The sequence below is a fragment of the Ruegeria sp. K5 genome, from assembly GCF_056531805.1.
This window is the reverse complement of sequence record NZ_JBQFML010000001.1, coordinates 435,419-460,390: the sequence shown is the minus strand read 5'-3', so window position 1 is coordinate 460,390 and position 24,972 is coordinate 435,419. Positions and strand designations below refer to the sequence as shown.

Here is a 24,972-nt window from a genome sequence, read left to right as displayed (position 1 = left end):
TGTCGCTTGCGCGACGAACCGCCATATGTCGTGGTCGTTGCCCAGGCGATACCCGGATGCCACGCTTTGTGTGGCGATATTACATCAGTTTGCGACGGCGTGTCACCTGAATATCGAGGTCTGTAATCTTTTTCCGCAGCGTATTGCGGTTGATTCCCAGCAAATCCGCGCATTTCGCCTGATTTCCACCGGTCGCTTCCAGCGCGATTTCGATCAGCGGTGCCTCAACTTCGCGCAGGATACGCTGGTACAGGCCCGGAGGCGGTAGCATGTTGCCGTGCAGGTCGAAATACCGCCGCAGATGCCGTTCAACGGACGTGGACAGCTTCTCGCGCTCGCCCCCGCCCAGAACCGGTTCGGCCTCGGGCTGGCTGCCCAGTACCATTTCGACCTCAGCCTTTGAAATCTCATCCGCGCGGCTGGTCAGGCTCAGGCGTCGTATCGCGTTTTCCAACTGCCGCACGTTGCCGGGCCAGGAATAACGCCGGACCAGCTCGACCGCATCAGCGCTGAGCCAGCGCTTGGTGCCGCTGTCACGTTCTTCGCGGGCCAGAAAGTGCTCGGCCAGCAGGGTGATGTCATCGACCCGCTCGCGCAGGGCTGGCACATGGATCGTTGCGCCGCACAGGCGATAATACAGGTCCTGCCGAATGCGACCGCTTTCCATTCCGTCCGTCAGGTCCGACTGGCTGGTGGCCATAAAGCGCGGCACGTGATCGCCCGGCGTGTCCATCATCCGAACGATCCGGGCCTGAATCTCGTCATCGATATCGGCAATCTCATCGATCAGCAGCGTGCCGCCGCGCACGCGGGCCATGACGCGCGCGGGGCCTTCAAGGTCACGCAGGTCGGCCGCCGTTGCGGTCACAAAGGGCAAGGTACGCCGGTCCGAGAAATCGTGAATAGCGCGCGCAATCAGGGACTTACCGGTTCCACTTTCACCAGAAATCATCACCGAAAGATCGGTATTCATCACCCGCGCGACCAAACGATAAAGCGACTGCATGACCGGGGTGCGCCCGACCAGAGGCAACTCATCCGGGCGGTCGCTTTGTTCGGTTTCAGGCTCGGTATGCAGGCGCTGTTTCTGCTCTAACGCGCGCGCGGTGCGCTTCATCAGATCGGGCAGATCGAAGGGCTTGGGCAGGTAATCATAGGCATCCGCCTCAGCCGCCTGAATCGCCGTCATGATGGTGTTCTGGGCCGAGATCACGATGACCGGCAATCCGGGCCGGTCCTGAGCGATCTTTGGCAGCATTTCCAGACCGTTCCCATCCGGCATGACCACGTCCGAGATCACAACATCCCCCTTGCCCTCGCCCACCCAGCGCATCAGCGTGGTCAGCGAAGAGGTGGCGTGCACCTTGCATCCGGCCCGCGTCAGGGCCTGGGTCAGAACAGTGCGGATCGTGCGGTCGTCATCTGCGACCAGAACGGTGCCATCCATCAGGTGCTCTCCTTCGATATGCTCTCTGCCGGTGCGCGGCGCAGCGACAGTTTAAAGACGGTGCGTCCCGGAACGGATTCGGCTGAAATCCAGCCGTCATGGTCCGAGATGATCTTGCTGACCAACGCCAGCCCCAGTCCGGTTCCGTTTTCCTTGCCGGATACAAAGGGGTCGAAAATATCGCTGCGGATTTTCTCCGGCAGGCCCGGCCCGTCATCGATGATTTCGATCTGCAGGGGCAGCGAATGGCCCGAGCCATCACTGCGGCGCAGCCGGAACGAATGTTCGAAATAGGTGCGCAGGCGAATTGTGCCGCCGTCCGGCCCTGCGGCCTCGGAGGCGTTCTTCAGCAGGTTCAGAACCACTTGCAGGATCTGGTCGGGGTCTCCAAAGGCCAGAGGCAGGGAGGGATCGTAATCCTCGATTATGGTCATGTCCGCACCGAACCCCAGCAAGGCCGAGCGGCGGGCGCGGTCCAGAACATCGTGAATATTGACCGGCTTGAAGTCGGGTTGCTGCAGGTTTCCAAACTGCTCAACCTGTTCCAACAATTTCACAATCCGGCGGCTTTCTGCGACGATAAGATCTGTAAGTTCAAGATCTTGCGGCGGGATATTCATGCTGAGCAGCTGTGCCGCCCCGGTGATCCCGGCCAAAGGGTTTTTGATCTCATGCGCCAGCATCTCGGCCATGCCAATCGCGGACTGAGCCGCAGATTTGACGGTATTGCCACGAGTCATGCGCCCGGCCAGTTCGCGGGGCGAGATGATCATGATCATCGATCCCGGATGCCCGACCAAGGGCGCGATTTGCAGCGCGCATTGCAACGGCGCGCGGTTGCCCGAGCCTGCATCCACATCATTGACGAACAAGGGCGTGCCATGCTGGCGGGCGCGTAGAAACGCCTCTTCCAGCGGGGCATCCACGGCGATCTGATCCCAGACCGGCTCACCAATCACCGCTTTGCGCGAGGCATTCAGAAACCCCTCACCCGAGGAATTCACGTCGGCAATCCGATCCTCGGCATCAATGATAAAGGCCGGAACCGGCAGCGAGTTCCAGATGCTTTGATCCGAGGTCATGCCGCCACCTCTGCCGTGCCGTTCAAGGCATCGCCCAGCAAGCGCAGGACCTCGTCTGTATCGCGTGAGGTCAGAACCGCCCGGCGCAACGGCGCGGGTGTTCCGGCCTCATCCATGTACCAGCCAAGATGTTTGCGCGCGACGCGCAGGCCCAGATCGGCGCCATAGAAACCCAGCATCGCCTGATAATGCGAACGCACCATGTCGATCAGATCGGCGCCGTCCGGGATTTCAGGGGCATCGGTGCCGTAAACCTCATGGCAAATCTGCGCCAGCAGCCAGGGTTTTCCCTGCGCCCCGCGCCCGACCATGACACCGTCAGCACCGGAATGGTTCAGCGCCGTGCGCGCCGCTTCGGTATCGACAATATCGCCGTTTGCGATGACGGGGATCGAGACCGCCTCTTTCACCGCGCGGATCGCCCGCCAATCGGCCCGACCCTTATAGAACTGACAGCGCGTGCGACCGTGGATCGTAACCATCTGAATGCCAGCCCCTTCGGCCCGGCGCGCCACATCCGGCGCGTTCAGCAGCGCATCATCCCAGCCCAACCGTGTTTTCAGGGTGACGGGCACGTCCACGGCCTCGACCACCGCCTCGATCAGCGTCAGCGCGTGATCGGGCGTTTTCAGCAGGGCCGAGCCGGAATAGCCGTTTGTAACCTTCTTGGCCGGGCAGCCCATGTTGATGTCGATCACCCGCGCGCCGCGGTCCGCGACCTGACGGGCGGCCTCGGCCATCCAATGCGCCTCGCGCCCGGCAAGCTGGACGGCGGTGTTTTCCACATCCGCAGACAATTCGGCCCGTTCGCGCACGCCCGGTTTGGCCTGCACCATCTCCTGACTGGCGACCATTTCGCTGACGACCATTCCGGCCCCAAAGCGCATCACCAGATCGCGAAAGGGCCGGTCCGTGATTCCGGCCATTGGGGCCAGTAACACCGGCGGGTTCAGGGTTTTGTCAGCAAGATGCAGGGTCAACGTGCCTAATCCTTGAGCATTTGGGGTTTTGATATCGAATTCCGCGCATATGAACAACAAAACGGCGGGTCACAAGCCTGCAAAATCATCACTTGCCTATTTTTTAATCACGTTAACGCGGGTGATTGCCTCTGCATTCACCGCCCCCTAAACAATGGCGAGAACCACGGAAGGCCGAGCCCCAAATGACAACCGCCGCCATCATCGTCGCCGCCGGACGCGGAACCCGCGCCGGAGGGGGTGCGCCGAAGCAATGGCGCACGCTGGGCGATCGCACAGTGGCAGACTGGACCATCGCCAGGTTTCGCGGTCAGGTCGATCAGATCGTTCTGGTGCTTTCGCCCGACGACGACGCGGCGTGGGCGGCATATCGAACCAGTGGCCTGACCCTGACCGCAGGCGGCAATGACCGGTCCGAATCCGTGCGCAACGGGTTGGCGGCGTTGGCGGACCAAGGCGTCACCCGCGTTCTGATCCACGATGTCGCCCGCCCCTGCGTGGCGGAAAACACTATTCGAAACGTGTTGGAGGCTCTGACCTCGGCCAAGGCCGCTGCACCGGGTCTGGCGGTCACGGACGCGCTTTGGACCGGGGCGGATGGTTCGGTTACTGGCACGCAGGACCGCACGGGCCTGTTTGCGGCGCAAACCCCGCAGGGGTTTGATTACGAGGCGATCACCGAAGCACATGCCGCCCATCCCGGCGGCGCAGCGGATGATGTCGAGGTCGCGCGCGCCGCAGGGCTGGACGTGACCATCGTGCCGGGCGACCCGGATAATATCAAAATCACACGACCCGAGGATTTTGCCCGGGCAGAACGCATATTGGGGCTGGATATGGATGTAAGGCTGGGCAACGGCTATGACGTGCACCGCTTTGGCGAGGGGGATCACGTAATCCTGTGCGGCGTGAAAATCCCGCATGAGCGTGGGTTGCAGGGCCATTCGGATGCGGATGTGGGCATGCACGCGGTGACGGATGCGATCTATGGCGCACTGGCGCAGGGCGACATCGGGCAGCATTTTCCGCCAACTGACCCGCAGTGGAAGGGGGCCGACAGCGAGATCTTTCTGCGCCACGCCGTCGAACTGGCCGGGCAAATGGGCTATCGCATCTCGAACGCCGATTGCACGCTGGTCTGCGAATACCCCAAGATCGGACCCCATGCGCAGGCGATGCGGGAAGAGATGTCCAGAATCATGGGTTTGCAGGTCGGTCAGGTCTCGGTCAAGGCCACCACATCCGAGCGTCTGGGCTTTACCGGGCGCAGTGAGGGCATCGCCGCTTTGGCCACCGCCTGTCTGGTGAAGGCATGAACGCCGCGCGCCTGATCGGAACCGTCTGTGGCGTGGGCCACCTGCGTCCGGCTCCGGGGACCTGGGGATCGCTGGCCGCCCTGCCCCTGGCCTGGCTGTTGCACACATTGGGTGGCTTTCCGCTGCTGGCCATTGCCACCGTTGCGACCTTTATCGCAGGCGTGTGGGCAACGCGCGTGATGACCGCTGGTCAGGACGATCACGACCCGTCGGAAATCGTGATTGATGAGGTCGCGGGCCAGTTCATCGCGCTCTGGGCCGTGTCCTATCCGGCCTGGGCGCACGGGATTGAGATCACGGCGCTCTGGCCCGGTTGGATTGCGGGTTTCCTGCTGTTCAGGTTGTTCGACATCACCAAACCCGGCCCCGTCGGCTGGGCCGACCGGCGCAATGACGCGATGGGCGTGATGCTAGACGATGTGATCGCCGGGGTGTTCGCTGCGATTGGCGTCGCGGTTCTGGCCGGTATCGCACATGGGGTTCTGGGGCTGTGACCGCCGCCGCCCTGCTTGATCTGGCAAAGGCACGCGGCGTCATGATCGCCACGGCCGAAAGCTGCACCGGAGGTATGGTGGCCGCCGCCCTGACCGATATTCCCGGCAGTTCCGCCGTGGTCGAACGCGGGTTCGTGACCTACACCAACCAAGCCAAGCAGGACTTGCTGGGTGTGCGCCCTGACACTCTGGACGCCTACGGCGCGGTGTCCGAAGAGGTCGCCCGCGAAATGGCCGAGGGCGCGCTGCGAAACTCGCAGGCGCGACTGGCCGTGTCGGTTACCGGCATCGCGGGCCCCGGCGGATCAGAGTTCAAGCCCGAGGGGCGCGTGTGCTTTGGGCTGGCCGGTGACGGGCTGGAAACCCGCACCGAAACCGTCGAATTCGGTGCTTTGGGACGGGACGCTGTGCGCAAGGCGGCGCGGGATCATGCGTTGGCCCTGCTGCATCAGGCCTTTTCCTAAACCGCCCGTTTTTCAGGCATTCGCCCGCAACTGATGCAAAAACTGTCATCAGTTGAACAAAAGACGCCAAATTAGGCGCAAATTTCCACCCCTGCCTCTTTTTTCCTCACCCCGCCTCCGCTTCAACGCCCCGCACAATCACTCACATGGCTCCGACCTGCCCCGATGGGCGTCCCGGAGCATCCGCAGGGAAAAGGAGACCGGCCCATGAACGGAGCCGATACAGCCTGGATCATCGTTGCAACCGCACTGGTCCTGTTCATGACACTACCGGGGCTTGCCCTGTTCTATGGCGGCCTTGTGCGCGCCCGCAACGTGCTGAGCGTTTTCATGCACTGTTTCAGCATCGCCTGCCTGATGAGCGTCCTTTGGCTGGTCGCGGGGTATTCCATCGCCTTCGGCCCCGGCGAAAGTGGGCTGTGGGGCGGTTTGGGCAAAGCGTTCCTGAACGGCGTCGATGTGGACAGCCTTGCAGGCACCCTGCCCGAGATTCTGTTCTTCGCCTTTCAGATGACCTTTGCCATCATCACCCCCGCGCTGATCGTCGGCGCTTATGTGGAACGCGTGGGCTTTGGCTTTGTCCTGACTTTCTCGGCGCTGTGGATGTTGCTGTGCTATGCGCCGGTGGTGCATTGGATCTGGGGCGGCGGGATGCTGGCCGATGGCGGTATTCTGGGTGAGATCGGCGTGCGCGACTTTGCGGGCGGCATCGTTGTCCACGAAACCGCCGGTCTGGCCGCGCTGATCATCGCTGTCATCCTCGGACCGCGTCGCAACCGCACGACACCGCCGCACAATCCGGGCTTTGTTATGGTCGGTGCCGCGATGCTGTGGGTCGGCTGGTTCGGCTTCAACGGCGGTTCGCAACTGGCCGCTGACGGAGGGGCCGCGATGGCCATGACCGTCACACATCTGTCCGCGGCCACCGCCTCGCTAACTTGGGCGCTGTGGGAGAAAATCCGCTTTGGCAAAGCCTCGATGGTCGGTCTGGTGACTGGCACCATCGCGGGTCTGGCCTCGATCACGCCGGCCTCGGGCTTTGTCGGCCCGGTTCAGGCGCTGATCATCGGCGCTGTGGCAGGCATCCTGTGCCAGGAGGCGGTGTTCGTGATCCGCAACAAGCTGAATATCGACGACACGCTGGACGTGTTCGCGGTGCATGGGGTGGGCGGCATCTTTGGCACCCTTATGATTGCACTGTTCGGTCTGGGCACCTGGACCGCGCAACTGGGCGGGCTGGTGATCGTGGGTGTCTTTACGTCAGTTGTCACGATTGTACTGGTCAAGGTGGTTGCGCTGATCACCCCACTTCGCGTAGACGCCGAGACCGAAACAAACGGGCTCGATCTGTCGGTACACGGCGAGCGGGCCTATGACATGAGCAGCTAAGCCCACCTTGGCATGCTCTGCCCGTAAGGGCCTAAGCGGACCTCTTGGGGGTCCGCTTTTCTTTTTTCACCCCCTCGACTCCGGCCAAAGGGTCAGGCTATCAGCCCGCAACGTGTTTTCAGCCCAGAGGTTTGCACCATGATCCCCAGCTCATTCCCCGATAGCACCGAAATCGCCCGCCTGACCGCGCGCATGCTGCTGGAGATCAAGGCCGTGCATTTCAATTCGCGCGAGCCGTTCACGCTGGCCTCTGGCCTGCCCAGCCCGACCTATATCGACTGCCGCAAGCTGATCTCATACCCCCGCATCCGCTCGACCCTGATGGATTTCCTGACCGTCACCGTGATGCGCGAGTCTGGGTTCGAGGCGTTCGACAATATCGCAGGCGGCGAGACGGCGGGCATCCCCTTTGCTGCAATGGTGGCCGAGCGTATGGCTCTGCCGATGACCTATGTGCGGAAGAAACCCAAAGGCTACGGCCGCAACGCCCGCATCGAAGGCGCGATGAGTGAAGGGGAACGCGTGCTGCTGGTCGAGGACCTGACCACCGATGGTGGCAGCAAACTGTCCTTTGTCGATGCGATCCGCGAAACCGGCGCGACCTGCGGGCATACGGCGGTCATTTTCTACTACGGAATTTTCCGTGAGACCGAAAAGACGCTGGGCGATCATGGCGTGAAGCTGCACAGCCTTTGCACATGGTGGGACGTTCTGGCCGAGGCCAAGGCGCAAAAGGCCTTTGACGAAGAGACCCTTAGCGGCGTCGAAGCCTTCCTGAACGACCCGCGCGGCTGGCAAGAGGCCAATAAACCAACGTAAACCTCTTGTGGAAGGATTGGGGATAACCCCGGAAGAATCGGCCAGTTCGCCACGATATCTGGTGACTTTTCCCGCAATTCCTACATAATAAGCTACGCATACACAGGCATCCAAGCTGTCTGGAAAGTTATCCCTAGGCTTTACCCTAAGTTAGCCACAGGTATTTCCAGATAGCTTGCGACAGTATTTCGCGTGTAAAACCTCGGAACGGGCAGCGGGGACAAAATGAACGAGATCAGCAGTATCGAGCAGGCAGCGGCACAGATTCAGAACGCCGAAACCATGCCGCATTCCATTGAGGCCGAACAGCAGCTTCTGGGTGCAATCCTGACCAATAACGACCTCTATGACCGGGTCGCCTCGATCATTGGGGCCGAGCATTTCTATGATCCGGTCCATGCCCGCATCTATGAGGTCGCGGCCAACCGCATCGCCAAGAATGCGCTGGCCTCGCCCGTGACGCTGAAATCCTTCATGGCCGAGGATGAGGGCCTGAAGGAACTGGGCGGACCGGCCTATCTGGTCAAACTGGCAGGTGCGTCGATCAGCGCCTTTGCGGTGCATGACTACGCCCAGATGATCTATGACCTCGCCATCCGGCGCGAGCTGATCCGGCTGGGCCGGGACATCTCGGACAAGGCGGCGCGGGTTGATGTGTCCAGCGAGCCGAAAGAACAGATCGTCGAGGCCGAGCAACAGCTCTATCAGCTATCCGAGCAGGGCCAGACCGAACAGGGGTTTCAATCCTTCCTCAAGGCGGTCACAGAAGCCGTCAACGTCACCAACGAGGCTTACCAGCGCGGTGGCGGCATGGCGGGGATTTCCACCGGTCTGGCCGATCTCGACAAACAGCTTGGGGGCCTGCACCCCTCCGACCTGATCATTCTGGCGGGGCGTCCATCGATGGGGAAAACCTCATTGGCGACGAACGTGGCGTTCAACGTGGCCAAAGCCTACAAGCGCGGGCTGAAACCGGATGGCACCGAGGGCGCGATTGATGGCGGTGTGGTTGGGTTCTTCTCGCTTGAAATGAGCGCGGAGCAGTTGGCGGGCCGGGTTCTGGCCGAGGCATCCGAAATCTCAAGCCACAAGATCCGTCAGGGCGACATGACCGAGGCCGAGTTCCGCCGTTTCGTGGACGCGGCCAAGGAACTGGAAGCCTGCCCGCTGTTCATCGACGACACCCCGGCCCTGCCGATCTCACAGCTTGCGGCGCGTGCACGTCGGTTGAAGCGAACGCATGGGCTGGACCTGCTGGTGATCGACTATCTGCAATTGTGCCGCGGCATGGCCGACAACCGCGTCAACGAAATCGCCGAGATTTCGATGGGTATGAAGGCCATCGCCAAAGAGTTGAACATACCGGTTATCGCCCTGTCTCAGCTGTCGCGTCAGGTGGAAAACCGCGACGACAAACGCCCGCAACTGTCCGACCTGCGGGAATCGGGCTCGATCGAACAGGACGCCGATGTGGTGATGTTTGTGTTCCGCGAGGAATATTACAAGGAACGCGAAAAGCCCGGCGATCACGAGCTGGAAAAGATGGAAGAGTGGAAGCAGGCCATGGAACGCCTGCACGGCAAGGCCGAGGTCATTGTTGGCAAGCAGCGCCACGGCCCCATCGGCACGGTCGAACTGTCGTTCGAGGCGCAGTTCACCCGCTTTGGCAATCTGGTCAAACCCTGGCAGCAGGGCGGCGAGATCGAGGGGTACTGACCCAAGCTGATGCCGGGCACCCCTGACCCACGGGGAGAATGCCGTTGCCTCTCACCTGTACGGCAGGCTGGGAATGGGGCTAGATAGAGGCCATGCTCTGAAAAGGACGCGCGGAATTTGCCAGCCATCATCTCGGAAATTCGCTACCGGAACGGTCCGGGCTTCAACAACCCGGATGACGACTTCATCGAAATCCGGGTGCCCACGGGCCAGAGTGTCTCGGGCCTGACAGTCGAGGTGTATAACCCCAACGGCACAGTGCGCAGCACAACGTCGGTCGATAGCGGCACCATGACCACGGTCGGCGGGTTCGACTATTACGTTTTGAACGCGCGCATCAATCGCTTTGGCGCGGTATCCCTCAATGACAACGGCACCGTTCTGGCGTTCGTGTCATTCGACGGCGACGTCACGGCCACCGAAGGGGCCGCCGATGGTCTGACCGCAAACCGCATTGGCAACGACAGCGATCCGGACCTGACAGATTCAACGCAGTCGATCACGTCGACCGATGGCATCAACTACGTCGTCAACGACAACCCAAGCCCGGGCGCGCCCTGTTTTGCGACCGGCACTCTGATCCAGACCGACAGCGGGCAGATTGCCGTCGAAAACCTGAAACCCGGCGACTTGGTCCTGACCGCAACCGGAGCGTATCTGCCTCTGCGGCTGAATCTCTCCCGCGCTCTGCGACAGTCCGAGTTGATCTCGCAACCCGAGCTGCGCCCGATCCGTATCGTGGCCGGAGCCTTGGGCCAGAGCTTGCCGGGGCGCGATCTGCTGGTTTCGCGTCAACATCGCATGCTGGTGCGGTCGCCGATTGCCGGGCGGATGTTTGGAACGCAGGACGTGCTGATCTCGGCAATCCGGCTGACCGACCTACCCGGTATCTTCATCGACGACAGCATCACTCAGGTCACCTATCACCATCTGGTGTTTGATTGCCATGTTGTCCTGTTCGCCGAAGGCGCGCCCAGCGAAAGTCTGTTCACCGGCCCGCAGGCCGTGTTTGCCGTCACGCCAGAGGCGCGGGCTGAATTGCTGGCCTTGTTCCCCGCGCTGAACGCGGCTGAGGCACAGACCGGCAAGCCTGCCTGTTTCATTCCCAGCGGCAGGCAGCAGCGCAAACTGGTGGCGCGGCATCTGAGCAACGAAAAACCGCTGCTGTCGCCGCCTGCGCAGGGATCGGCTTGACCCGAAGCGGGTCAACGATAATTGGCTTCCGCCGCGTTTGACGCCAGATGTCACATAATCCAAACCCCTTTCAAACAATGGTGTTCTTGCAAAAGATTACGCTCGACAGCCGCGCGGACCGTTTGTACTCAGCCAGATGCTGCCTATGTCGCAGCGTATCTTGTCGGGAAAAGCCCGATACCCCCTTGACCTGCCACGACGCAATGGCATGAACGACGCATGAGTACAGCACGACTAACAATCAATATTCAGGCCGTTGCCAGCAACTGGCGGGCGCTGGATGCAAAGACCAATGTTGAAACCGGCGCCGTGGTCAAGGCCGACGCCTATGGGCTGGGGGCCGGACCCGTCAGCGGCGCGCTGGCCGAGGAAGGCGTGCGCAAGTTTTTCGTCGCCGTCGCCGAGGAAGGCGTCGCCGTGCGCGAGGCTGTTGGCCCGGGACCGATGGTTGCCGTGTTTTCCGGCCATATGGAGGGTGACACCGATCTGCTGCGCAATCACGATCTGACGCCGCTGATCAACTCGGCCGAGCAGTTCCAGCGCCATATGCAGGCCCTGCCCGATCACCCGTTCGGCATCCAGCTTGACAGCGGCATGAACCGTCTGGGGCTGGAACCCGCCGACTGGGCCGAGCTGCGCCCCAAGGCCGAGGCGCTGAACCCGGTGGTCGTGATGTCCCACCTCGCCTGTTCGGACGAGCCCGATCATCCGATGAACCAACAGCAACTGAAAACCTTCCGCGAGATGACCGACGGTGTCACCGCGCCGCGCTCGCTTGCGGCGACGGGCGGGACATTGCTGGGCCCCGAGTTCCATTTCGACTTCTGCCGTCCGGGCGTCGGCCTGTATGGTGGCATGCCCTTTGCCGGGGCCAAGCCGGTGGTCACGGTTGATCTGCCGGTCATTCAGGTCCGCGCCGTGGAAGTCGGAGAATCCGTAGGCTATGGCAACAGCTGGACTGCCCGGCGTCCATCGCGCATCGCCACAGTGGCGGCGGGATATGCGGACGGTCTGCACCGCGCGATTGGCGGCGGCATCGATACGTTTTCGGGCGATCAGCCCTGCCCGGTCGTGGGCCGTATCTCGATGGATCTGATCACCGTCGATGTCACCGACCTGCCGCAGGACCCCGAACGCCTGCGCATCCTGAACGGCCACCAGACCGTGGATGATCTGGCCGAGGCCGCTGGGACGATCGGTTATGAAATTCTGACGTCACTGGGCCGCAGGTACTCGCGGGGTTACGTGGAATGAACCCCATTCTGATGCTTGGCGGATTGGGCCGCGCGGTCCTGAACATGCTGGCTGCGTTCGGACGCGTCGCATTGTTTGCGCTGGACGCGGTGTCGCATATCTTTCGACCGCCCTTCTACCCGCGCGAATTCGCCATGGCATTGCTGAATATCGGCTGGCTGTCCCTGCCCGTGGTCGGCCTGACCGCAATCTTCACCGGCGGCGCGCTGGCCCTGCAGATCTATTCCGGCGGCGCACGTTTCAATGCCGAGGCCGTGGTCCCCCAGATCGTCGCAATCGGCATGGTGCGCGAGCTGGGCCCCGTACTGGTCGGCCTGATGATCGCCGCGCGCGTGACTTCGTCCATCGCCGCAGAAATCGCGACCATGAAAGTGACCGAACAGATTGACGCTTTGGTCACGCTGTCCACCCACCCGATGAAATACCTGACCGCCCCTCGCGTGCTGGCGGCGGTGATCACCGTTCCTGCTTTGGTCGCGGTGGGCGATGTGATCGGCATCATGGGCGGCTATACGGTTGCCACGCAAAACCTGGGCTTCAACCCAGCGACCTATCTGAAAAACACGGTGGATTTCCTTGAGACGCGCGACATCGTCTCATCACTGGTCAAGGGGGCCGCCTTCGGCATGATCGCGGCCATCATGGGCTGCTATTACGGCATGTCCTCGGGCCGCGGCGCGCAAGGCGTGGGCCGCGCCACCAAAGGCTCGGTCGAGGCCGCCGCCGTGCTGATCCTGGCCGCCAACTTCGTTCTCACGGGGGTGTTCTTCTCGCTATGATCCGGATGGAGAACGTACACAAAGCCTTTGGCGACAACCACGTCCTGCAGGGCATGAACCTTGAGATTCCCAAGGGCACCTCGATGGTCATCATCGGCGGCTCGGGTACTGGCAAATCGGTGGCGCTGAAATGCATTCTGGGCCTGATCAAGCCCGACAGCGGCATGATCTATGTGGACGGAAAAGACGCCACCAAGGGCGACCGGGATGCCTTTCTGGCCCGGTTCGGCATGCTGTTTCAGGGCGCGGCGCTGTTTGACTCACTACCCGTCTGGCAGAACGTCGCCTTCCGCCTACTGCGCGGCCCGCTGAAACGCCCACCCGAATACGCCCGCGAAATCGCCATCGAGAAACTGCGCCGCGTTGGCCTGAAATCCAACGTCGCCGACCGTTTCCCGTCGGAACTGTCCGGCGGGATGCAGAAACGCGTCGGCCTCGCCCGCGCCATCGCCGCCGAGCCCGAGATCATCTTTTTCGACGAGCCCACCACCGGGTTGGACCCGATCATGTCCGGCGTCATCAACGACCTGATCCGGGAAATCGTGACTGAAATGGGCGCAACGGCCATGACCATCACCCACGACATGAGCTCCGTCCGCGCGATTGCCGACAACGTGGCGATGCTGCATGACGGGGTGATCCAGTGGACCGGGCCTGTGGGCCAGATGGACGCCTCGGGCGATCCGTATCTGGAGCAGTTCATCAGCGGGAGTGCAGAAGGGCCGATTGAGGCGGTGCGGTAGGAGATACTAGGCATGAATGAGCTAATTAGCGAACTATCATTTTGTGTAGAGTCAGAACGAACAAATACGAGGTTGCTCCACAGAGTTAAAGCATTTGCCACCTCTCTGGAAGATGGACCACGAGCAGCAATAGAAAATCTGGACGATGCATACGATGCGAGTGTTGATGACGGTCAGTATCATGTCGCGCTCAAGGAAATGGAAAGAGTGCTTGGCTACCTCGAAGGCTTAAATGAAAGCTTCCAGCAGCCTCAAGAAAGCCATCTAGACGCGGAACTAGCTCCGCGATTCAGTTTGAAGAAAGAAGACAAACAGCGAGTTTTGGAACTATGCTCAGAGATGAGGAAAATTGTCTTAGCAACCGAGATTTTTGATCAACCTCACAAACGCCGCCTGCTCAACCGCATTGCGGGAATCGAGCACCAAGTTGAACAACCCGACGGGCTGCTGGATATAGTTAGAGCTGGGGTATCTGACGTTGGAGAGACGCTAGGGAAATTTGGAAAAGATATCGAACCTCTAACTAAGCGCATGAAGGAAGTATCGCAAATCGCGCGTGCCGGATCGAAGGAGTATGATCAGATTCCGGCACCCGACGAAGTAAAACGTCTCCCCGCCCCAGATGAAGAATCTGAGGAATGACCCTCCGCCTCGCCACCCTCTCGCTCCTGATCCTCTACCCCATCGCGTGGTTCGCCCCGCTGATGCGCGCCGGTCTCCTCCCCATCTTTGGCCTCAGCGAGATCAGCGTCATCACCGGCCTCCAGTCGCTTTGGAAATCCGACGTCTTCCTCGCGCTGGTCGTCACAATCTTCGCCCTCGTCGCGCCTTACGTCAAAACCATCGGCACCGCGCTGATCCAATGGGACCTGATGGATGCTCGGCTACAACCCGCACTGAACATCCTCGGCAAACTGGCAATGGCCGACATCTTCCTGATCGCGCTCTATATTACGCTGGCCAAAGGCATCTCTTACGCCACCATCGAAACCGCATGGGGACTGTACCTGTTCACCGCCTGCATTCTGGCCTCTCTGGCGCTCGGCTATATTACCGAGATGACATCCAGTTCACGAAATCCTCAGACCTAATTGATTGAAAACATTAATCTGAGTATCATTTTAGTATTCGAGCAGCAAAGTTTTTTGTCGTTTACGGGTCCGCAGCGGATCACCTTGCGTGTTTGATCTTTCCCTCCGCTCCGGTCCGGTGTGTACCGGTTTGAAAAGGAGAAGGACTATCATGGCCGCGCTCCATAACATTACATTGCAATTTCAGAATGCCTTTTTAAGACTGACTTTTTTCCTGATATGCGCCGCAGCGCTTGGCGCAGTTGTCGCTACATCGCTGTCCGCGCTCGGCGTCTGGCCGTGGTTGTCGATGCAGGCCGGATTTGTCGGCGGCCCCATCGATGCGGGCGCCTATATCCAGATCGGGTTGACCTGCCTGATTCTGATGCTGGCCTTCTACCTGCCCTCCAATGCGCGGATGATGGCGCTGGAAAACGCGCATCGGAAGTTCTCGCTGAACATGGAGGACATCGCCCATGCCTATCAGGTGGCCCATGCCGCAGACCGCAGCGGGGCGTTTGCGCTGGCCTCGGAATTCGACGCGGTGAAGGAACGGATGGCCTTTCTGCGGGATCACCCCGACCTGCAGGCGCTGGAACCTGAAGTTCTGGAAACGGCGGCCCAGATGAGCCAGGTCAGTCAGGAACTGGCCGAAACCTACGGCGAGGATCGTGTCAGACGCGCCCGCACCTTCCTGCAACAGCGGCAGGAAGAGGTTGAGTTGTTCCAGAAGCGGATCGAGGATGCGCAGACCATCCTGCACGAACTCAGCCAATGGACCCGCGACATCGAGATTGAGGAATCCATCGCCAAATCCCAACTCAGCCGCCTGCGGGACGAGTTGTTCGAGTTGCTGCCGGAACTTTCCGCCCAATTGCAATCCCCCCCTGATGACAACGATCCAAGCGCGTCCAGCGTCATCGCAATGTCCCCCCCTCGGGCGGCGGAATAGGCGCGTCAGCTCCCGCTGCGGGGGATGGCCCGTCGGGCCTGAGCCCGCAGCGCGCCACCGGCGGGGATGAAAGCCCGCAAGGGCTTGAAGAACCGCCCATCCTCGGGCACCAAAGGCCACATGGCAAAGACGACTTCCTTCTCCTGCTCGGCCTGTGGTGCCACGCATACAAGATGGTCCGGCCGCTGCGACGCCTGCGGCGAATGGAACACAATCACCCAGGACGTGCCGCTTTCGGCGGGTCCGGCCAAGAAATCCCTCGGCGGCAAGCGGGGCACGTCCATCGCACTCACGGACTTGTCGACCGAGGAGACACCGCCACCCCGTACACTCAGCGGGGTGGACGAGTTGGACCGCGTGTTGGGCGGCGGCCTCGTCCCCGCATCGGCGCTCTTAGTGGGCGGGGATCCCGGTATCGGCAAGTCCACCCTGTTGTTGCAAGCGGCAGCGCGGTTTGCGCGCGCGGGCGTCAAAACCATCTATGTCTCGGGCGAGGAAGCCAGCGCTCAGGTCCGCATGCGCGCCCGCCGGTTGGGATTGGAAGATGCACCGGTCCATCTGGCCGCAGAAACCAACCTGCGCGACATCCTTACAACGCTTGAGGCCGAGAAACCGGGCCTCGCCATCATCGACTCGATTCAGACAATGTGGGCCGACAATGTGGACAGCGCGCCGGGCTCGGTGTCACAAGTCCGGGCCGCCGCGCATGAATTGACCACGTTTGCGAAACGACATGGCGTATCGATCATCATGGTCGGTCACGTCACCAAAGAAGGTCAGATCGCCGGCCCCCGCGTGGTCGAACATATGGTGGACACCGTGCTCTATTTCGAGGGCGAGCGCGGCCATCAGTTCCGCATCCTGCGCGCCGTCAAGAACCGCTTTGGCCCCGCTGATGAGATCGGCGTCTTCGAGATGACCGGCAAGGGACTGGCCCAAGTCACCAACCCCTCGGCCCTGTTCCTGTCGGAACGCGGCACGCCCAGCCCCGGTTCCGCCGTGTTTGCAGGCATTGAAGGCACCCGCCCCGTTCTGGTCGAGTTACAGGCGCTGGTCGCGCCCTCGCCCCATTCGCAGGCGCGCCGCACGGTTGTGGGCTGGGACAGCGGGCGTTTGGCGATGATCCTTGCCGTGCTCGAGGCGCGATGCGGCGTTCCGTTCACTGGCCTGGACGTCTATCTAAACGTCGCCGGAGGCCTGAAAATCGGCGAACCCGCCGCCGATCTGGCCGTTGCCGCCGCGCTGCTGAGCGCGCGCGAAGACACTGCCCTGCCCGCAGACACGGTGGTTTTCGGAGAAATCTCTCTATCCGGGGCACTTAGACCGGCCCCGCAGACCGAAAACAGGTTGAAAGAAGCCCAAAAACTTGGTTTCACGTCGGCAATCGCTCCGGCTGGCGGCAAAACCGGTACTGTGGCAGGTCTGACACTCACCCGGCCCTCTGATTTGGTTGGGTTTGTTGGCGAAACCTTCGGAGCAGGTTAAAGTCGCGCCGCGAGGGGCAGAAAAAGAACAGGCGAGGGCCATGGAAGGTTTTACAATAATTGACGGGGTTGTGGCCCTGATCATCGTGCTGTCAGGTCTGCTGGCCTATTCGCGCGGGTTCATGCGCGAGGTTCTGGCCATCGCAGGTTGGGTCGCGGCGGCAGTCCTTGCGTTCATCTTTGCACCGCAGGCTGTTCCGCTGGTCAAGGAAATCCCAGTTGTCGGGGATTTCCTGCGCGACAGTTGCGAATTGTCGGTGATCACAGGGTTCGCCGCCGTTTTCGCCATCGCCCTGATCGTGGTCAGCATCTTCACACCGCTGTTCTCGTCACTGGTGCAGCGTTCCGCTCTGGGCGGGTTGGATCAGGCGCTTGGCTTCTTCTTCGGCATTGCACGTGGCATCCTGCTGGTTGCCATCGCCTTCTTTGTCTACGACACGGTCATGACCGGCCAGTCCTATACAATCGTGGATGAAAGCCGCTCGGCCAAGGTGTTCGAACAGTTCAGCTCGCAGATCGAAGAGCAGAACCCCGAGGCCGCCCTGGGCTGGGTCACCGCGCAGTATGAAGAGCTGGTGGCAAGCTGCACTTCGAACGGTTCGGCCCCTGCTGCTGAAAACACCGGCAACTGATTGCTGCTTTACCAGTCTACGGAAAGCCCGGCACTGCCCGGGCTTTTTTGTGTCAAGCTAAACGAACCCCTCTCCACCGCATACGGTGCATCGGATTGTCTTCAGCCCGAAACAGCCGTCGCAGCGGCTGGTGATCGGCTTGCCGTGAATATCGCGGCTTTTGATGACCTCGCCCGAGCCGTTGCAGATCTGACAGGGCGCTCGCCCCATGCCGCGACATCGATGGCACCGCCGCTTGGGTGTTTCATCTTTCTTCGATGGTGCCCTGTTTTGCCACATAGAAGCCCCCTGCCCGCTATATCCCCTGGTTTTCGCGCCCTTTCCGACATGTCAGCATAAATGAAATCATATGTCATCAGCCTTGGCCCGGGATCACGGTTGCACAAAACCCATCTGCGGCATTGTGTATTTGTGATCCTTTGATGACAGGCGCGTTCTAAGGCATTATGTGGGGGCCAACCCGCCACGGAATCGGAGCTGCCGGTCTTGTTCTTTGTGTTTTCATCTGCGTGCGCCGCATCGATGATTGGCCATCTGGCTTTGGAAACACACCCAATCCCGCGTCTGGCGCAGGCCATCCGATCCTACATGCCGGTCAAACCTCTCGTCACAACGTCATAGAAATTGGAGCCCGTACATGTGTGGGATTTTGGGGATCGCAAGCCGGACACATGATGTGTTTGCGGAAATCTATGACGGGCTGCTGATGCTGCAGCACCGGGGTCAGGATGCCTCGGGGATCGTCACGTATAATGGTGAGTTTTTTCGCGAGAAAAAGGCCAACGGTCTGGTCAAGGACGTCTTCAACGCAACGGACGCTGAAACCCTGCTGGGCAAGGTTGGCATGGGCCATGTGCGCTATCCGACCGCAGGTTCGCTCAGCGCGGCTGAGGCGCAGCCATTCTTTGTGAATGCGCCCTACGGGATCTATCTGGTCCATAACGGCAACATCACCAACACCGCCGAGCAGCGTGAGAAGGTGACAGGCAAATACAGCCGCCACCTGCGCACCACGTCGGATTCCGAGATTCTGCTGAACGTGCTGGCCGACAAGGTGGCCGATGCGATCAAGGTCAACGGCAATGTCGAACCCATCCGCAACATCTTCGCGGGCGTGAAGATGACGATGGAGCGGGTGCAGGGTGCCTATTCAGTCATCTGCCTGATTGCAGGAGTCGGGATGCTGGCCTTCCGCGATCCGTACGGCATTCGCCCCCTGTCTGTGGCTGTGCGCGAAACCGATGGCGACGGCAACGACTATGCCTTTGCCTCCGAGGATGTGGCCTTTGGCATCAACGGGTTCAAGAAACTGCGCGACCTGCGCGCGGGTGAGGCGATCCTGATCGATCTGGACGGCAACATGCACGAATTCCAGGCGGTCGAAGGCAAGCTGACCCCCTGTATCTTCGAATATGTCTACCTGGCCCGTCCGGATTCTCTGCTGGATGGCGTATCGGTCTACAAAACCCAGATGCGCATGGGTCAAACGTTGGCCAAGCAGATTCAGGATTCCGGGCTTGAGATTGACCGGATCATCCCGGTTCCCGACAGCGCCCGCCCCGTGGCGCTTGAAGCGGCCAAGATCACCGGCATCCCCTATCGCGAAGGTCTGGTGAAGAACCGCTATGTCGGTCGGACATTCATCATGCCCGGTCAGGAGGAACGCCAGAAATCCGTCCGCCGCAAGCTGAACGCCATTCCGCTTGAGTTCAAGGATCACAATGTCCTGCTGATCGACGACTCGATTGTGCGCGGCAATACCATCAAGAAGATCGTGCAGATGTGCCGCGAGGCCGGGGCCAAAAAGGTCTATATCGCCAGCGCGTCGCCTCCGGTGAAATATCCCAATGTCTACGGCATCGACATGCCCACCAAGCATGAGCTGATCGCCAACGGCAAAGAAATCGAAGAAATCCGCGAGGAACTGGGCGCGGATGCCCTGTTCTATCAGCATCTCGACGATCTGGTCTGGGCGGCCAAGGAAGGCAACCCCGAGATCGAAGCCTTCGATTGCTCCTGCTTTGACGGCGATTACATCACGGGCAGTGTCAGCGACGATTACCTCGACAGTCTGGAAAACAGCAGCCGGGTCAGTAAAAAGCGCGAAGATATGGAGGTCGTTGGCGGATCTTGGAACGGGGCCAAGCTGGCCTCGGGCTGAGGTCAGCGGCGAATCAAGTTGAGGCATTCAGGTCCGGGTTTTGCGCGATTTGGTCGATGACGGGCCGATCACGAAAAGTTGCCGCCACACCCCCAAGTTGAACCCTTTGGTTTTGCAAAGGTTTCGGTGGAACGGAATTTTATGCCGAAACCTGCGACGCGGCGGCAGTCTTTTGTTCCCCTTTGGCCTTTGTTAACCACCGTTCTGCTACCACTCACCAAAGGGGTCCGGGTCCTGCCCTGACCGCAGTTCATGTCCAACGCTACCGTCAAAAGCGCGGCCACCCAAAAGGGCGCGCTGAAGAAAAACTCTGTGTCTGTTCTTGGGATCTTTGGCCCCAAGGCCGAATTGCGCGCCCTGATGCGTATGGCGTCGGGTCGTGTCAAAGAGGTCAAGACCGGCAGCCGGGTCGGCTCGGGCACCATTGTTGCCATCGATGAACATGGGATCATGCTGCGACAAAGCGGCCAGACCCGGCGGATCGCGATTCCGGGGGGCTAACCCCCTCTTGACGCCCTGCGCGATGGGGTTCAAACCGCTGCCATGACCGATCAGACCAAAATTGCCCTCATCACCGGGGCCTCACGCGGGTTGGGCGCAGCCCTTGCCGAAGCGCTGGCCCCCGACTATCACATCGTCGCCGTTGCCCGCACCACCGGCGGGCTGGAAGAACTGGACGACCGGATCAAGGCAAAGGGCGGATCCGCCACCCTAGCCCCAATGGACATCACCGATCCAAACGCCATGGCGACCCTGTGTCGGGGCATTCACGATCGCTGGGGCAAGGTTGATCTCTGGTTGCACACGGCCGTTCATACATCGGCCCTGACACCGGCGCATTTCGTTGATCCGAAAGAGTGGACGAAGGCGATGAACACAAACGCCAATGCCACCTCGGTCCTGATCCCTTATGTAACGCCTTTGCTGGGTGAAGCCGGTCACGCAGTGTTCTTTGACGACCCCAAGGCGGGCGAGAAGTTCTATGGCATCTACGGGGCCACTAAGGCTGCACAGATGGCACTGGCCCGCAGTTGGCAGGTCGAGACCGAACGCACCGGCCCACGGGTTTCCATCGTGGAACCTGCGCCGATGCCGACAGCCGTACGCGCGCGGTTTCATCCCGGCGAAGATCGGGATGCACTGACCAGCACAGCAGATGAGGCGGCGCGGATTTTGGCACTGCTATAGGGGAATGGCCCGTTCCGGGCAATGCCTCCGGCGGAGATATTTTTGGCCAGATGAAGCTGGGATCAGGCGATATGGACGCCGTTGCGCCCTGCCAGATCGACGAAGAATTGCCAGGCGACGCGGCCCGAGCGCGCGCCTCGGGTGGCCTGCCATTCGATGGCTTCGGCGCGCAGGGATTCTGGGTCGACTGAAACCCCGTAGGCACCGCAGTAGCGGCCGATCATGGCAAGGTACTCGTCCTGATCGCAGGGGTGGAAGCCCAGCCACAGACCAAACCGGTCGGAGAGCGAGACCTTTTCCTCGACCGCTTCGGACGGGTTTATGGCACTGGAGCGTTCGTTCTCGATCATGTCCCGCGGCATCAGGTGGCGGCGGTTTGAGGTGGCGTAGAAGACCACATTCTCGGGGCGGCCCTCGATACCGCCATCCAGCACGGCCTTGAGCGATTTGTAGTGCTGGTCATCATGGCTGAAGGACAGGTCATCGCAGAACAGGATAAACCTGTACGGCGCGGCCCGCAGATGATTCAGCAGGCGCGCGACCGAGCCCATATCCTCGCGCTGCAATTCCACCAGTTTCAGGTTTGGGTGATCTGCCTGCAGCGTGCCATGCACTGCTTTGACCAAGCTGGATTTCCCCATCCCCCGCGCCCCCCAGAGCAAGGCGTTATTGGCCTTATACCCGTCGGCAAACCGGCGCGTATTGTCCAGCAATGTGTCGCGTGAGCGGTTGATGCCCACAAGCAGATCCAGATCGACCCGGTTGACTTGCGTCACCGGCTCCAGCCGGTCCGGCTCGACATGCCAGACAAAGGCCGGGGCCTGGTTGAAATCCGGGGCGGCCAATGGGGCGGGTGCCATGCGATTCAGCGCGTCGGCGATACGGTTCAGGGCTTGATCGTCCATCGGGGCCTCCGGGTCAGGGTCTGGCGGTTTCAAACCATGATCCGCCCACTACGACAAGAGCCGCCAATGAAAAAGGCGCGCCAACCGAGGCGCGCCTTTGTCCGGGATCAGGGAAGGTTACTTGCCTTCTTCTTCCTGAATGATCTCTTCATCCGCTTCGGCTTCGTCATCATAATAGCCATCGGCACGCAGTTGTTCTTCGCGCTTTTTCTCGACACGGGCGACGAGGAAGATCGACACTTCGTAAAGGCCATAGACGACCACGAACAGGATGACCTGAGTGATCACGTCGGGTGGCGTCACCAGCGCGGCCAACACCAGAATGCCAACAACCGCATATTTGCGCACCGCACCCAACCCTTCGGCGCTGACCAACCCGGCTTTGCCCATCAGGGTCAAAAGGACTGGCAGTTGGAAGCACAACCCAAAGGCCACAATGAATTTGATCGTCAGGTTCAGGTATTCCTGTGCCGAGCCCTGGAACACGACGCTTAGCGGAGCAGCAGTTGCACCATCGACCACAGCCTCACCTTCCGCGCCAAACTGCTGGAAGCCAAGGAAGAAATCGTAAGCCAAAGGCGTGACAACATAGAAGGCAAAGCTAGCACCCAGCAGGAACATGAAGGGTGACGCGACCATAAAGGGCAGAAACGCGTTCTTTTCCGACCGATACAGCCCCGGTGCCACGAACCGCCACATCTGCATTCCGATATAAGGGAAAGCCAGAATGAACCCGCCCAGCAGCGAAACCTTGATGGCGACAAAGAAGCCTTCCTGCGGTGAGATGAAGATCAGCCCGCAATCCTGCCCACGTTCGTTCAGCACCTCACACAGCGGGTGCGTCAGGAAGTTGAAAAGCGGCGTTGCCACGGTGAAGCAGATGATCATCCCGACCAGAAACGCCACAACGCAATGAATGAGCCGCGTACGCAGTTCCGCCAGATGCTCGATCAACGGGGCCGAGCTGTCTTCGATTTCGTCGGTCTTGCTCATGTCTTGTTCTCGGAATTCAGCGCCGCTTCGGCCTCTTCCGCCTTGGCCAGCGCATCAGCGGCTTCCTTGGCCTTGCGCTCGGCCGTGGCGCGGGCGCTCGTGGCCTGAACCTTCTTGGCTTGTTCGGCCCGCTCGGCCGCCAGTTTCCCGGTTGCGCTGTCGGGATCGTATTTGGTTGGGTCGATGCTTTTGGCCATGTCCTGCGCCGCCTGTTTCACACCATCCATGGCCGTGTTCACAGGGTTCGTCGCAGCATTAAGACCCTTCTTGATCTCGTTCACACCCGCCTGATCCGCCGCTTCGTTCATGGCGCTGCTGAATTCGCGCGCCATGCCCCGCGCCTTGCCGACAAAGCGCCCGACATTGCGAAACAGCACCGGCAGGTCCTTGGGCCCCACCACGATCAGCGCAACGATGCCGATGACCAGAAGCTCGGTCCAGCCCAGATCAAACATCTGCGCTTAGACCTTGTCTTTCTCGGTTTCGGGCGTGACATCCTTGGCCAGCTCGGACGCGTCCTGTTCGATCTCTTCCGAACCGTCCTTGACGCCTTTCTTGAACGCGGTGATGCCCTTGCCGACTTCACCCATCAACGAGCTGATCTTGCCGCGACCAAACAGCACCAGCACCACAACCGCAATCAGCAGAAGACCGGGAAGGCCGATATTGTTGAGCATGTCTCTTCTCCTTTGCTTGGGCGCCGTGCGCCCGGAATATGATCTGAGCCTGTGTTTACGCCGCAAACCTGCCCGTCAAAAGGGAACTGGCCCCAATTGGTGCTCAAATTTGATGTGATCGGATGGATTCATGGGGCTCGCATTTCTCAACTGACAGGTTTATGTCAGTTGTAAGGGACTAGGCAGAGGTCATCGAAACCTGGTCAACGGAGAATCAAATGACCCATGTTGCGGAAATCGTCACCTTCAGCCTCGCCAATGGCACCACGGCGGAAGAGTTCGTGAAACTCAGCCAGGCGTCCGAGGCATTTGTCCGGTCGGCCCCCGGCTTTGCCCATCGTCAGCTGAGCCAGGGCGAGGATGGCCGGTGGACCGACTATGTCGTCTGGACCGATATGAATGCCGCGCAAGATGCCGCTGCGCAATTCATGCAGCAGGATTGCGCCGCCGCCATGATGGCGGTGATCAATCCCGACAGCGTCCAGATGCGCCATGAGACTGTGCTATGGAACATGACCGCGTAACCCCGGTTAGATCGGCGTGTCATGCGCCGCACTGACCGTCTGTTCGACATCATACAGATCCTGCGCGACGGCAAACTGCACCGCGCGCAGGACATCGCGGATCGGCTCGAGGTGTCAGTCCGCACCATCTACCGCGACATGGATACGCTGGTCGCCTCGGGCGTTCCGGTCGAGGGCGAGCGCGGCGTGGGCTACATGGTGCGCGAGCAGATCACCCTGCCCCCGCTGAACCTGACACCCTCCGAACTCGAAGCCCTGAACCTCGGCATGGCCATCGTGGCCGAGGCTGCAGACTCGGACCTCAAATCAGCCGCCGAGTCGCTGGCGGAAAAGATCGACGCGGTTCTGCCCACGCAGGTCGTAGCCGAAGCGGATGCCTGGAAATTCGCGGTCTACCCCTTTGCTGACGCCGCGCGCGGACTGGCCCATATGGCCCCGATCCGCGCCGCCATCAAAGCACGACAGAAACTGCACCTCGTCTATCGCCGCATCGACGGCACCCTGACCGACCGCATCATCCGCCCGCTGCACATGGAATACTGGGGCCGAGTCTGGACCCTTACAGCATGGTGCGAACTACGCGAAGGCTTTCGCGTCTTCCGCATCGACCTGATCGAATCCATCACGCCCCAACCGGAACTCTTCACAGATGAACCCGGCAAACGCCTGAGCGACTACGACCCAAACGCGTAATCCCGGCTTCATCTGG

The 24,972-nt window shown here is 60.7% G+C and carries 27 protein-coding genes; 20 read left to right on the top strand and 7 right to left on the bottom strand.

The features are described from left to right. Positions 1–79: 79 nt before the first annotated feature. The 3 genes from ACR0MO_RS02400 to dusB are packed head-to-tail and all read right to left on the bottom strand — an operon-like array spanning position 80 to position 3,509. Positions 80–1,447 carry a sigma-54-dependent transcriptional regulator gene (locus ACR0MO_RS02400; protein WP_170450246.1) on the bottom strand — a complete coding sequence of 456 codons (1,368 nt, stop codon included), beginning with the start codon at positions 1,445–1,447 and terminating at the stop codon, positions 80–82. Continuing rightward, positions 1,447–2,529, bottom strand: coding sequence for a two-component system sensor histidine kinase NtrB (locus tag ACR0MO_RS02395; protein ID WP_480881527.1), 1,083 nt, complete (start codon positions 2,527–2,529; stop codon positions 1,447–1,449). Before ACR0MO_RS02395 ends, ACR0MO_RS02400 begins: the two co-directional genes overlap by 1 nt. Further along, a complete protein-coding gene (gene dusB / locus ACR0MO_RS02390) occupies positions 2,526–3,509 on the bottom strand; it encodes a tRNA dihydrouridine synthase DusB (protein WP_480889525.1) in 984 nt (327 codons plus the stop codon). The genes ACR0MO_RS02395 and dusB overlap by 4 nt, the downstream gene beginning before the upstream one ends. 185 nt (positions 3,510–3,694) lie before the next feature. On the opposite strand from dusB, the gene ACR0MO_RS02385 reads away from it, so the two are divergent. From ACR0MO_RS02385 to ACR0MO_RS02300, 18 genes are all read left to right on the top strand, one after another. Next, positions 3,695–4,825 (top strand): bifunctional 2-C-methyl-D-erythritol 4-phosphate cytidylyltransferase/2-C-methyl-D-erythritol 2,4-cyclodiphosphate synthase, encoded by a 1,131-nt coding sequence (locus ACR0MO_RS02385; protein WP_480889523.1) that lies wholly within the window; start codon positions 3,695–3,697, stop codon positions 4,823–4,825. Further along, positions 4,822–5,319, top strand: coding sequence for a phosphatidylglycerophosphatase A family protein (locus ACR0MO_RS02380; protein ID WP_170518984.1), 498 nt, complete (start codon positions 4,822–4,824; stop codon positions 5,317–5,319). The genes ACR0MO_RS02385 and ACR0MO_RS02380 overlap by 4 nt, the downstream gene beginning before the upstream one ends. Then, positions 5,316–5,783: a CinA family protein gene (locus ACR0MO_RS02375; protein WP_170518988.1), complete on the top strand. Its 468-nt coding sequence runs from the start codon at positions 5,316–5,318 to the stop codon at positions 5,781–5,783. Before ACR0MO_RS02380 ends, ACR0MO_RS02375 begins: the two co-directional genes overlap by 4 nt. Before the next feature lie 207 nt (positions 5,784–5,990). Then, a complete protein-coding gene (locus tag ACR0MO_RS02370) occupies positions 5,991–7,172 on the top strand; it encodes an ammonium transporter (RefSeq protein WP_170518991.1) in 1,182 nt (393 codons plus the stop codon). A gap of 138 nt (positions 7,173–7,310) precedes the next feature. After that, positions 7,311–7,991 carry an orotate phosphoribosyltransferase gene (locus tag ACR0MO_RS02365; protein ID WP_480889518.1) on the top strand — a complete coding sequence of 227 codons (681 nt, stop codon included), beginning with the start codon at positions 7,311–7,313 and terminating at the stop codon, positions 7,989–7,991. 225 nt (positions 7,992–8,216) lie between these two features. Continuing rightward, positions 8,217–9,707 carry a replicative DNA helicase gene (locus ACR0MO_RS02360; RefSeq protein WP_170450230.1) on the top strand — a complete coding sequence of 497 codons (1,491 nt, stop codon included), beginning with the start codon at positions 8,217–8,219 and terminating at the stop codon, positions 9,705–9,707. Positions 9,708–9,824: 117 nt separating this feature from the next. Continuing rightward, the gene (locus tag ACR0MO_RS02355; protein ID WP_480889516.1) at positions 9,825–10,901 is read left to right on the top strand and encodes a Hint domain-containing protein; all 1,077 of its coding nucleotides are present in this window, start codon (positions 9,825–9,827) and stop codon (positions 10,899–10,901) included. Positions 10,902–11,120: 219 nt separating this feature from the next. After that, the gene (gene alr, locus ACR0MO_RS02350) at positions 11,121–12,155 is read left to right on the top strand and encodes an alanine racemase (protein ID WP_480889513.1); all 1,035 of its coding nucleotides are present in this window, start codon (positions 11,121–11,123) and stop codon (positions 12,153–12,155) included. Then, the gene (locus ACR0MO_RS02345) at positions 12,152–12,934 is read left to right on the top strand and encodes an MlaE family ABC transporter permease (RefSeq protein WP_170621896.1); all 783 of its coding nucleotides are present in this window, start codon (positions 12,152–12,154) and stop codon (positions 12,932–12,934) included. The genes alr and ACR0MO_RS02345 overlap by 4 nt, the downstream gene beginning before the upstream one ends. Then, a complete protein-coding gene (locus ACR0MO_RS02340) occupies positions 12,931–13,677 on the top strand; it encodes an ABC transporter ATP-binding protein (RefSeq protein ID WP_480708274.1) in 747 nt (248 codons plus the stop codon). The genes ACR0MO_RS02345 and ACR0MO_RS02340 overlap by 4 nt, the downstream gene beginning before the upstream one ends. A 12-nt stretch (positions 13,678–13,689) precedes the next feature. After that, positions 13,690–14,319 (top strand): hypothetical protein, encoded by a 630-nt coding sequence (locus ACR0MO_RS02335; RefSeq protein ID WP_480708276.1) that lies wholly within the window; start codon positions 13,690–13,692, stop codon positions 14,317–14,319. Further along, complete coding sequence (locus ACR0MO_RS02330) at positions 14,316–14,768, top strand: paraquat-inducible protein A (protein WP_480708278.1); 453 nt, start codon at positions 14,316–14,318, stop codon at positions 14,766–14,768. The genes ACR0MO_RS02335 and ACR0MO_RS02330 overlap by 4 nt, the downstream gene beginning before the upstream one ends. A gap of 151 nt (positions 14,769–14,919) precedes the next feature. Further along, positions 14,920–15,699 carry a kinetochore Spc7 family protein gene (locus tag ACR0MO_RS02325; RefSeq protein ID WP_480889508.1) on the top strand — a complete coding sequence of 260 codons (780 nt, stop codon included), beginning with the start codon at positions 14,920–14,922 and terminating at the stop codon, positions 15,697–15,699. A gap of 120 nt (positions 15,700–15,819) precedes the next feature. Then, positions 15,820–17,184 carry a DNA repair protein RadA gene (gene radA, locus ACR0MO_RS02320; protein ID WP_480889506.1) on the top strand — a complete coding sequence of 455 codons (1,365 nt, stop codon included), beginning with the start codon at positions 15,820–15,822 and terminating at the stop codon, positions 17,182–17,184. A 40-nt stretch (positions 17,185–17,224) separates the two neighbouring features. Continuing rightward, positions 17,225–17,815 carry a CvpA family protein gene (locus ACR0MO_RS02315; protein WP_170450215.1) on the top strand — a complete coding sequence of 197 codons (591 nt, stop codon included), beginning with the start codon at positions 17,225–17,227 and terminating at the stop codon, positions 17,813–17,815. A gap of 637 nt (positions 17,816–18,452) precedes the next feature. After that, entirely contained in the window at positions 18,453–19,976 is a 1,524-nt protein-coding gene (gene purF / locus ACR0MO_RS02310) for an amidophosphoribosyltransferase (protein ID WP_480580911.1), read from the top strand. Between the two features lie 252 nt (positions 19,977–20,228). Continuing rightward, the gene (locus ACR0MO_RS02305) at positions 20,229–20,477 is read left to right on the top strand and encodes a hypothetical protein (protein WP_170734915.1); all 249 of its coding nucleotides are present in this window, start codon (positions 20,229–20,231) and stop codon (positions 20,475–20,477) included. Between the two features lie 42 nt (positions 20,478–20,519). Then, complete coding sequence (locus ACR0MO_RS02300) at positions 20,520–21,164, top strand: SDR family NAD(P)-dependent oxidoreductase (protein WP_170450209.1); 645 nt, start codon at positions 20,520–20,522, stop codon at positions 21,162–21,164. 62 nt (positions 21,165–21,226) lie between these two features. On the opposite strand, the gene ACR0MO_RS02295 is transcribed toward ACR0MO_RS02300, so the two are convergent. From ACR0MO_RS02295 to ACR0MO_RS02280, 4 genes are all read right to left on the bottom strand, one after another. Further along, on the bottom strand, positions 21,227–22,069 hold the full coding sequence (locus tag ACR0MO_RS02295) for an ATP-binding protein (protein ID WP_480580907.1): 843 nt from the start codon (positions 22,067–22,069) through the stop codon (positions 21,227–21,229). Positions 22,070–22,186: 117 nt separating this feature from the next. Further along, on the bottom strand, positions 22,187–23,062 hold the full coding sequence (gene tatC, locus ACR0MO_RS02290; protein ID WP_170519024.1) for a twin-arginine translocase subunit TatC: 876 nt from the start codon (positions 23,060–23,062) through the stop codon (positions 22,187–22,189). After that, positions 23,059–23,517 carry a Sec-independent protein translocase protein TatB gene (gene tatB, locus ACR0MO_RS02285; protein WP_170450203.1) on the bottom strand — a complete coding sequence of 153 codons (459 nt, stop codon included), beginning with the start codon at positions 23,515–23,517 and terminating at the stop codon, positions 23,059–23,061. The genes tatC and tatB overlap by 4 nt, the downstream gene beginning before the upstream one ends. Before the next feature lie 6 nt (positions 23,518–23,523). Then, positions 23,524–23,739 (bottom strand): twin-arginine translocase TatA/TatE family subunit, encoded by a 216-nt coding sequence (locus ACR0MO_RS02280; RefSeq protein WP_170450201.1) that lies wholly within the window; start codon positions 23,737–23,739, stop codon positions 23,524–23,526. A gap of 218 nt (positions 23,740–23,957) precedes the next feature. Here ACR0MO_RS02280 and ACR0MO_RS02275 point away from each other — a divergent pair, with 218 nt between their 5' ends. Together ACR0MO_RS02275 and ACR0MO_RS02270 are read left to right on the top strand one after the other, a co-directional pair. After that, entirely contained in the window at positions 23,958–24,263 is a 306-nt protein-coding gene (locus ACR0MO_RS02275; protein ID WP_170450198.1) for a hypothetical protein, read from the top strand. Positions 24,264–24,284: 21 nt separating this feature from the next. Continuing rightward, the gene (locus ACR0MO_RS02270) at positions 24,285–24,956 is read left to right on the top strand and encodes a helix-turn-helix transcriptional regulator (RefSeq protein ID WP_170621904.1); all 672 of its coding nucleotides are present in this window, start codon (positions 24,285–24,287) and stop codon (positions 24,954–24,956) included. Positions 24,957–24,972: the final 16 nt, after the last annotated feature.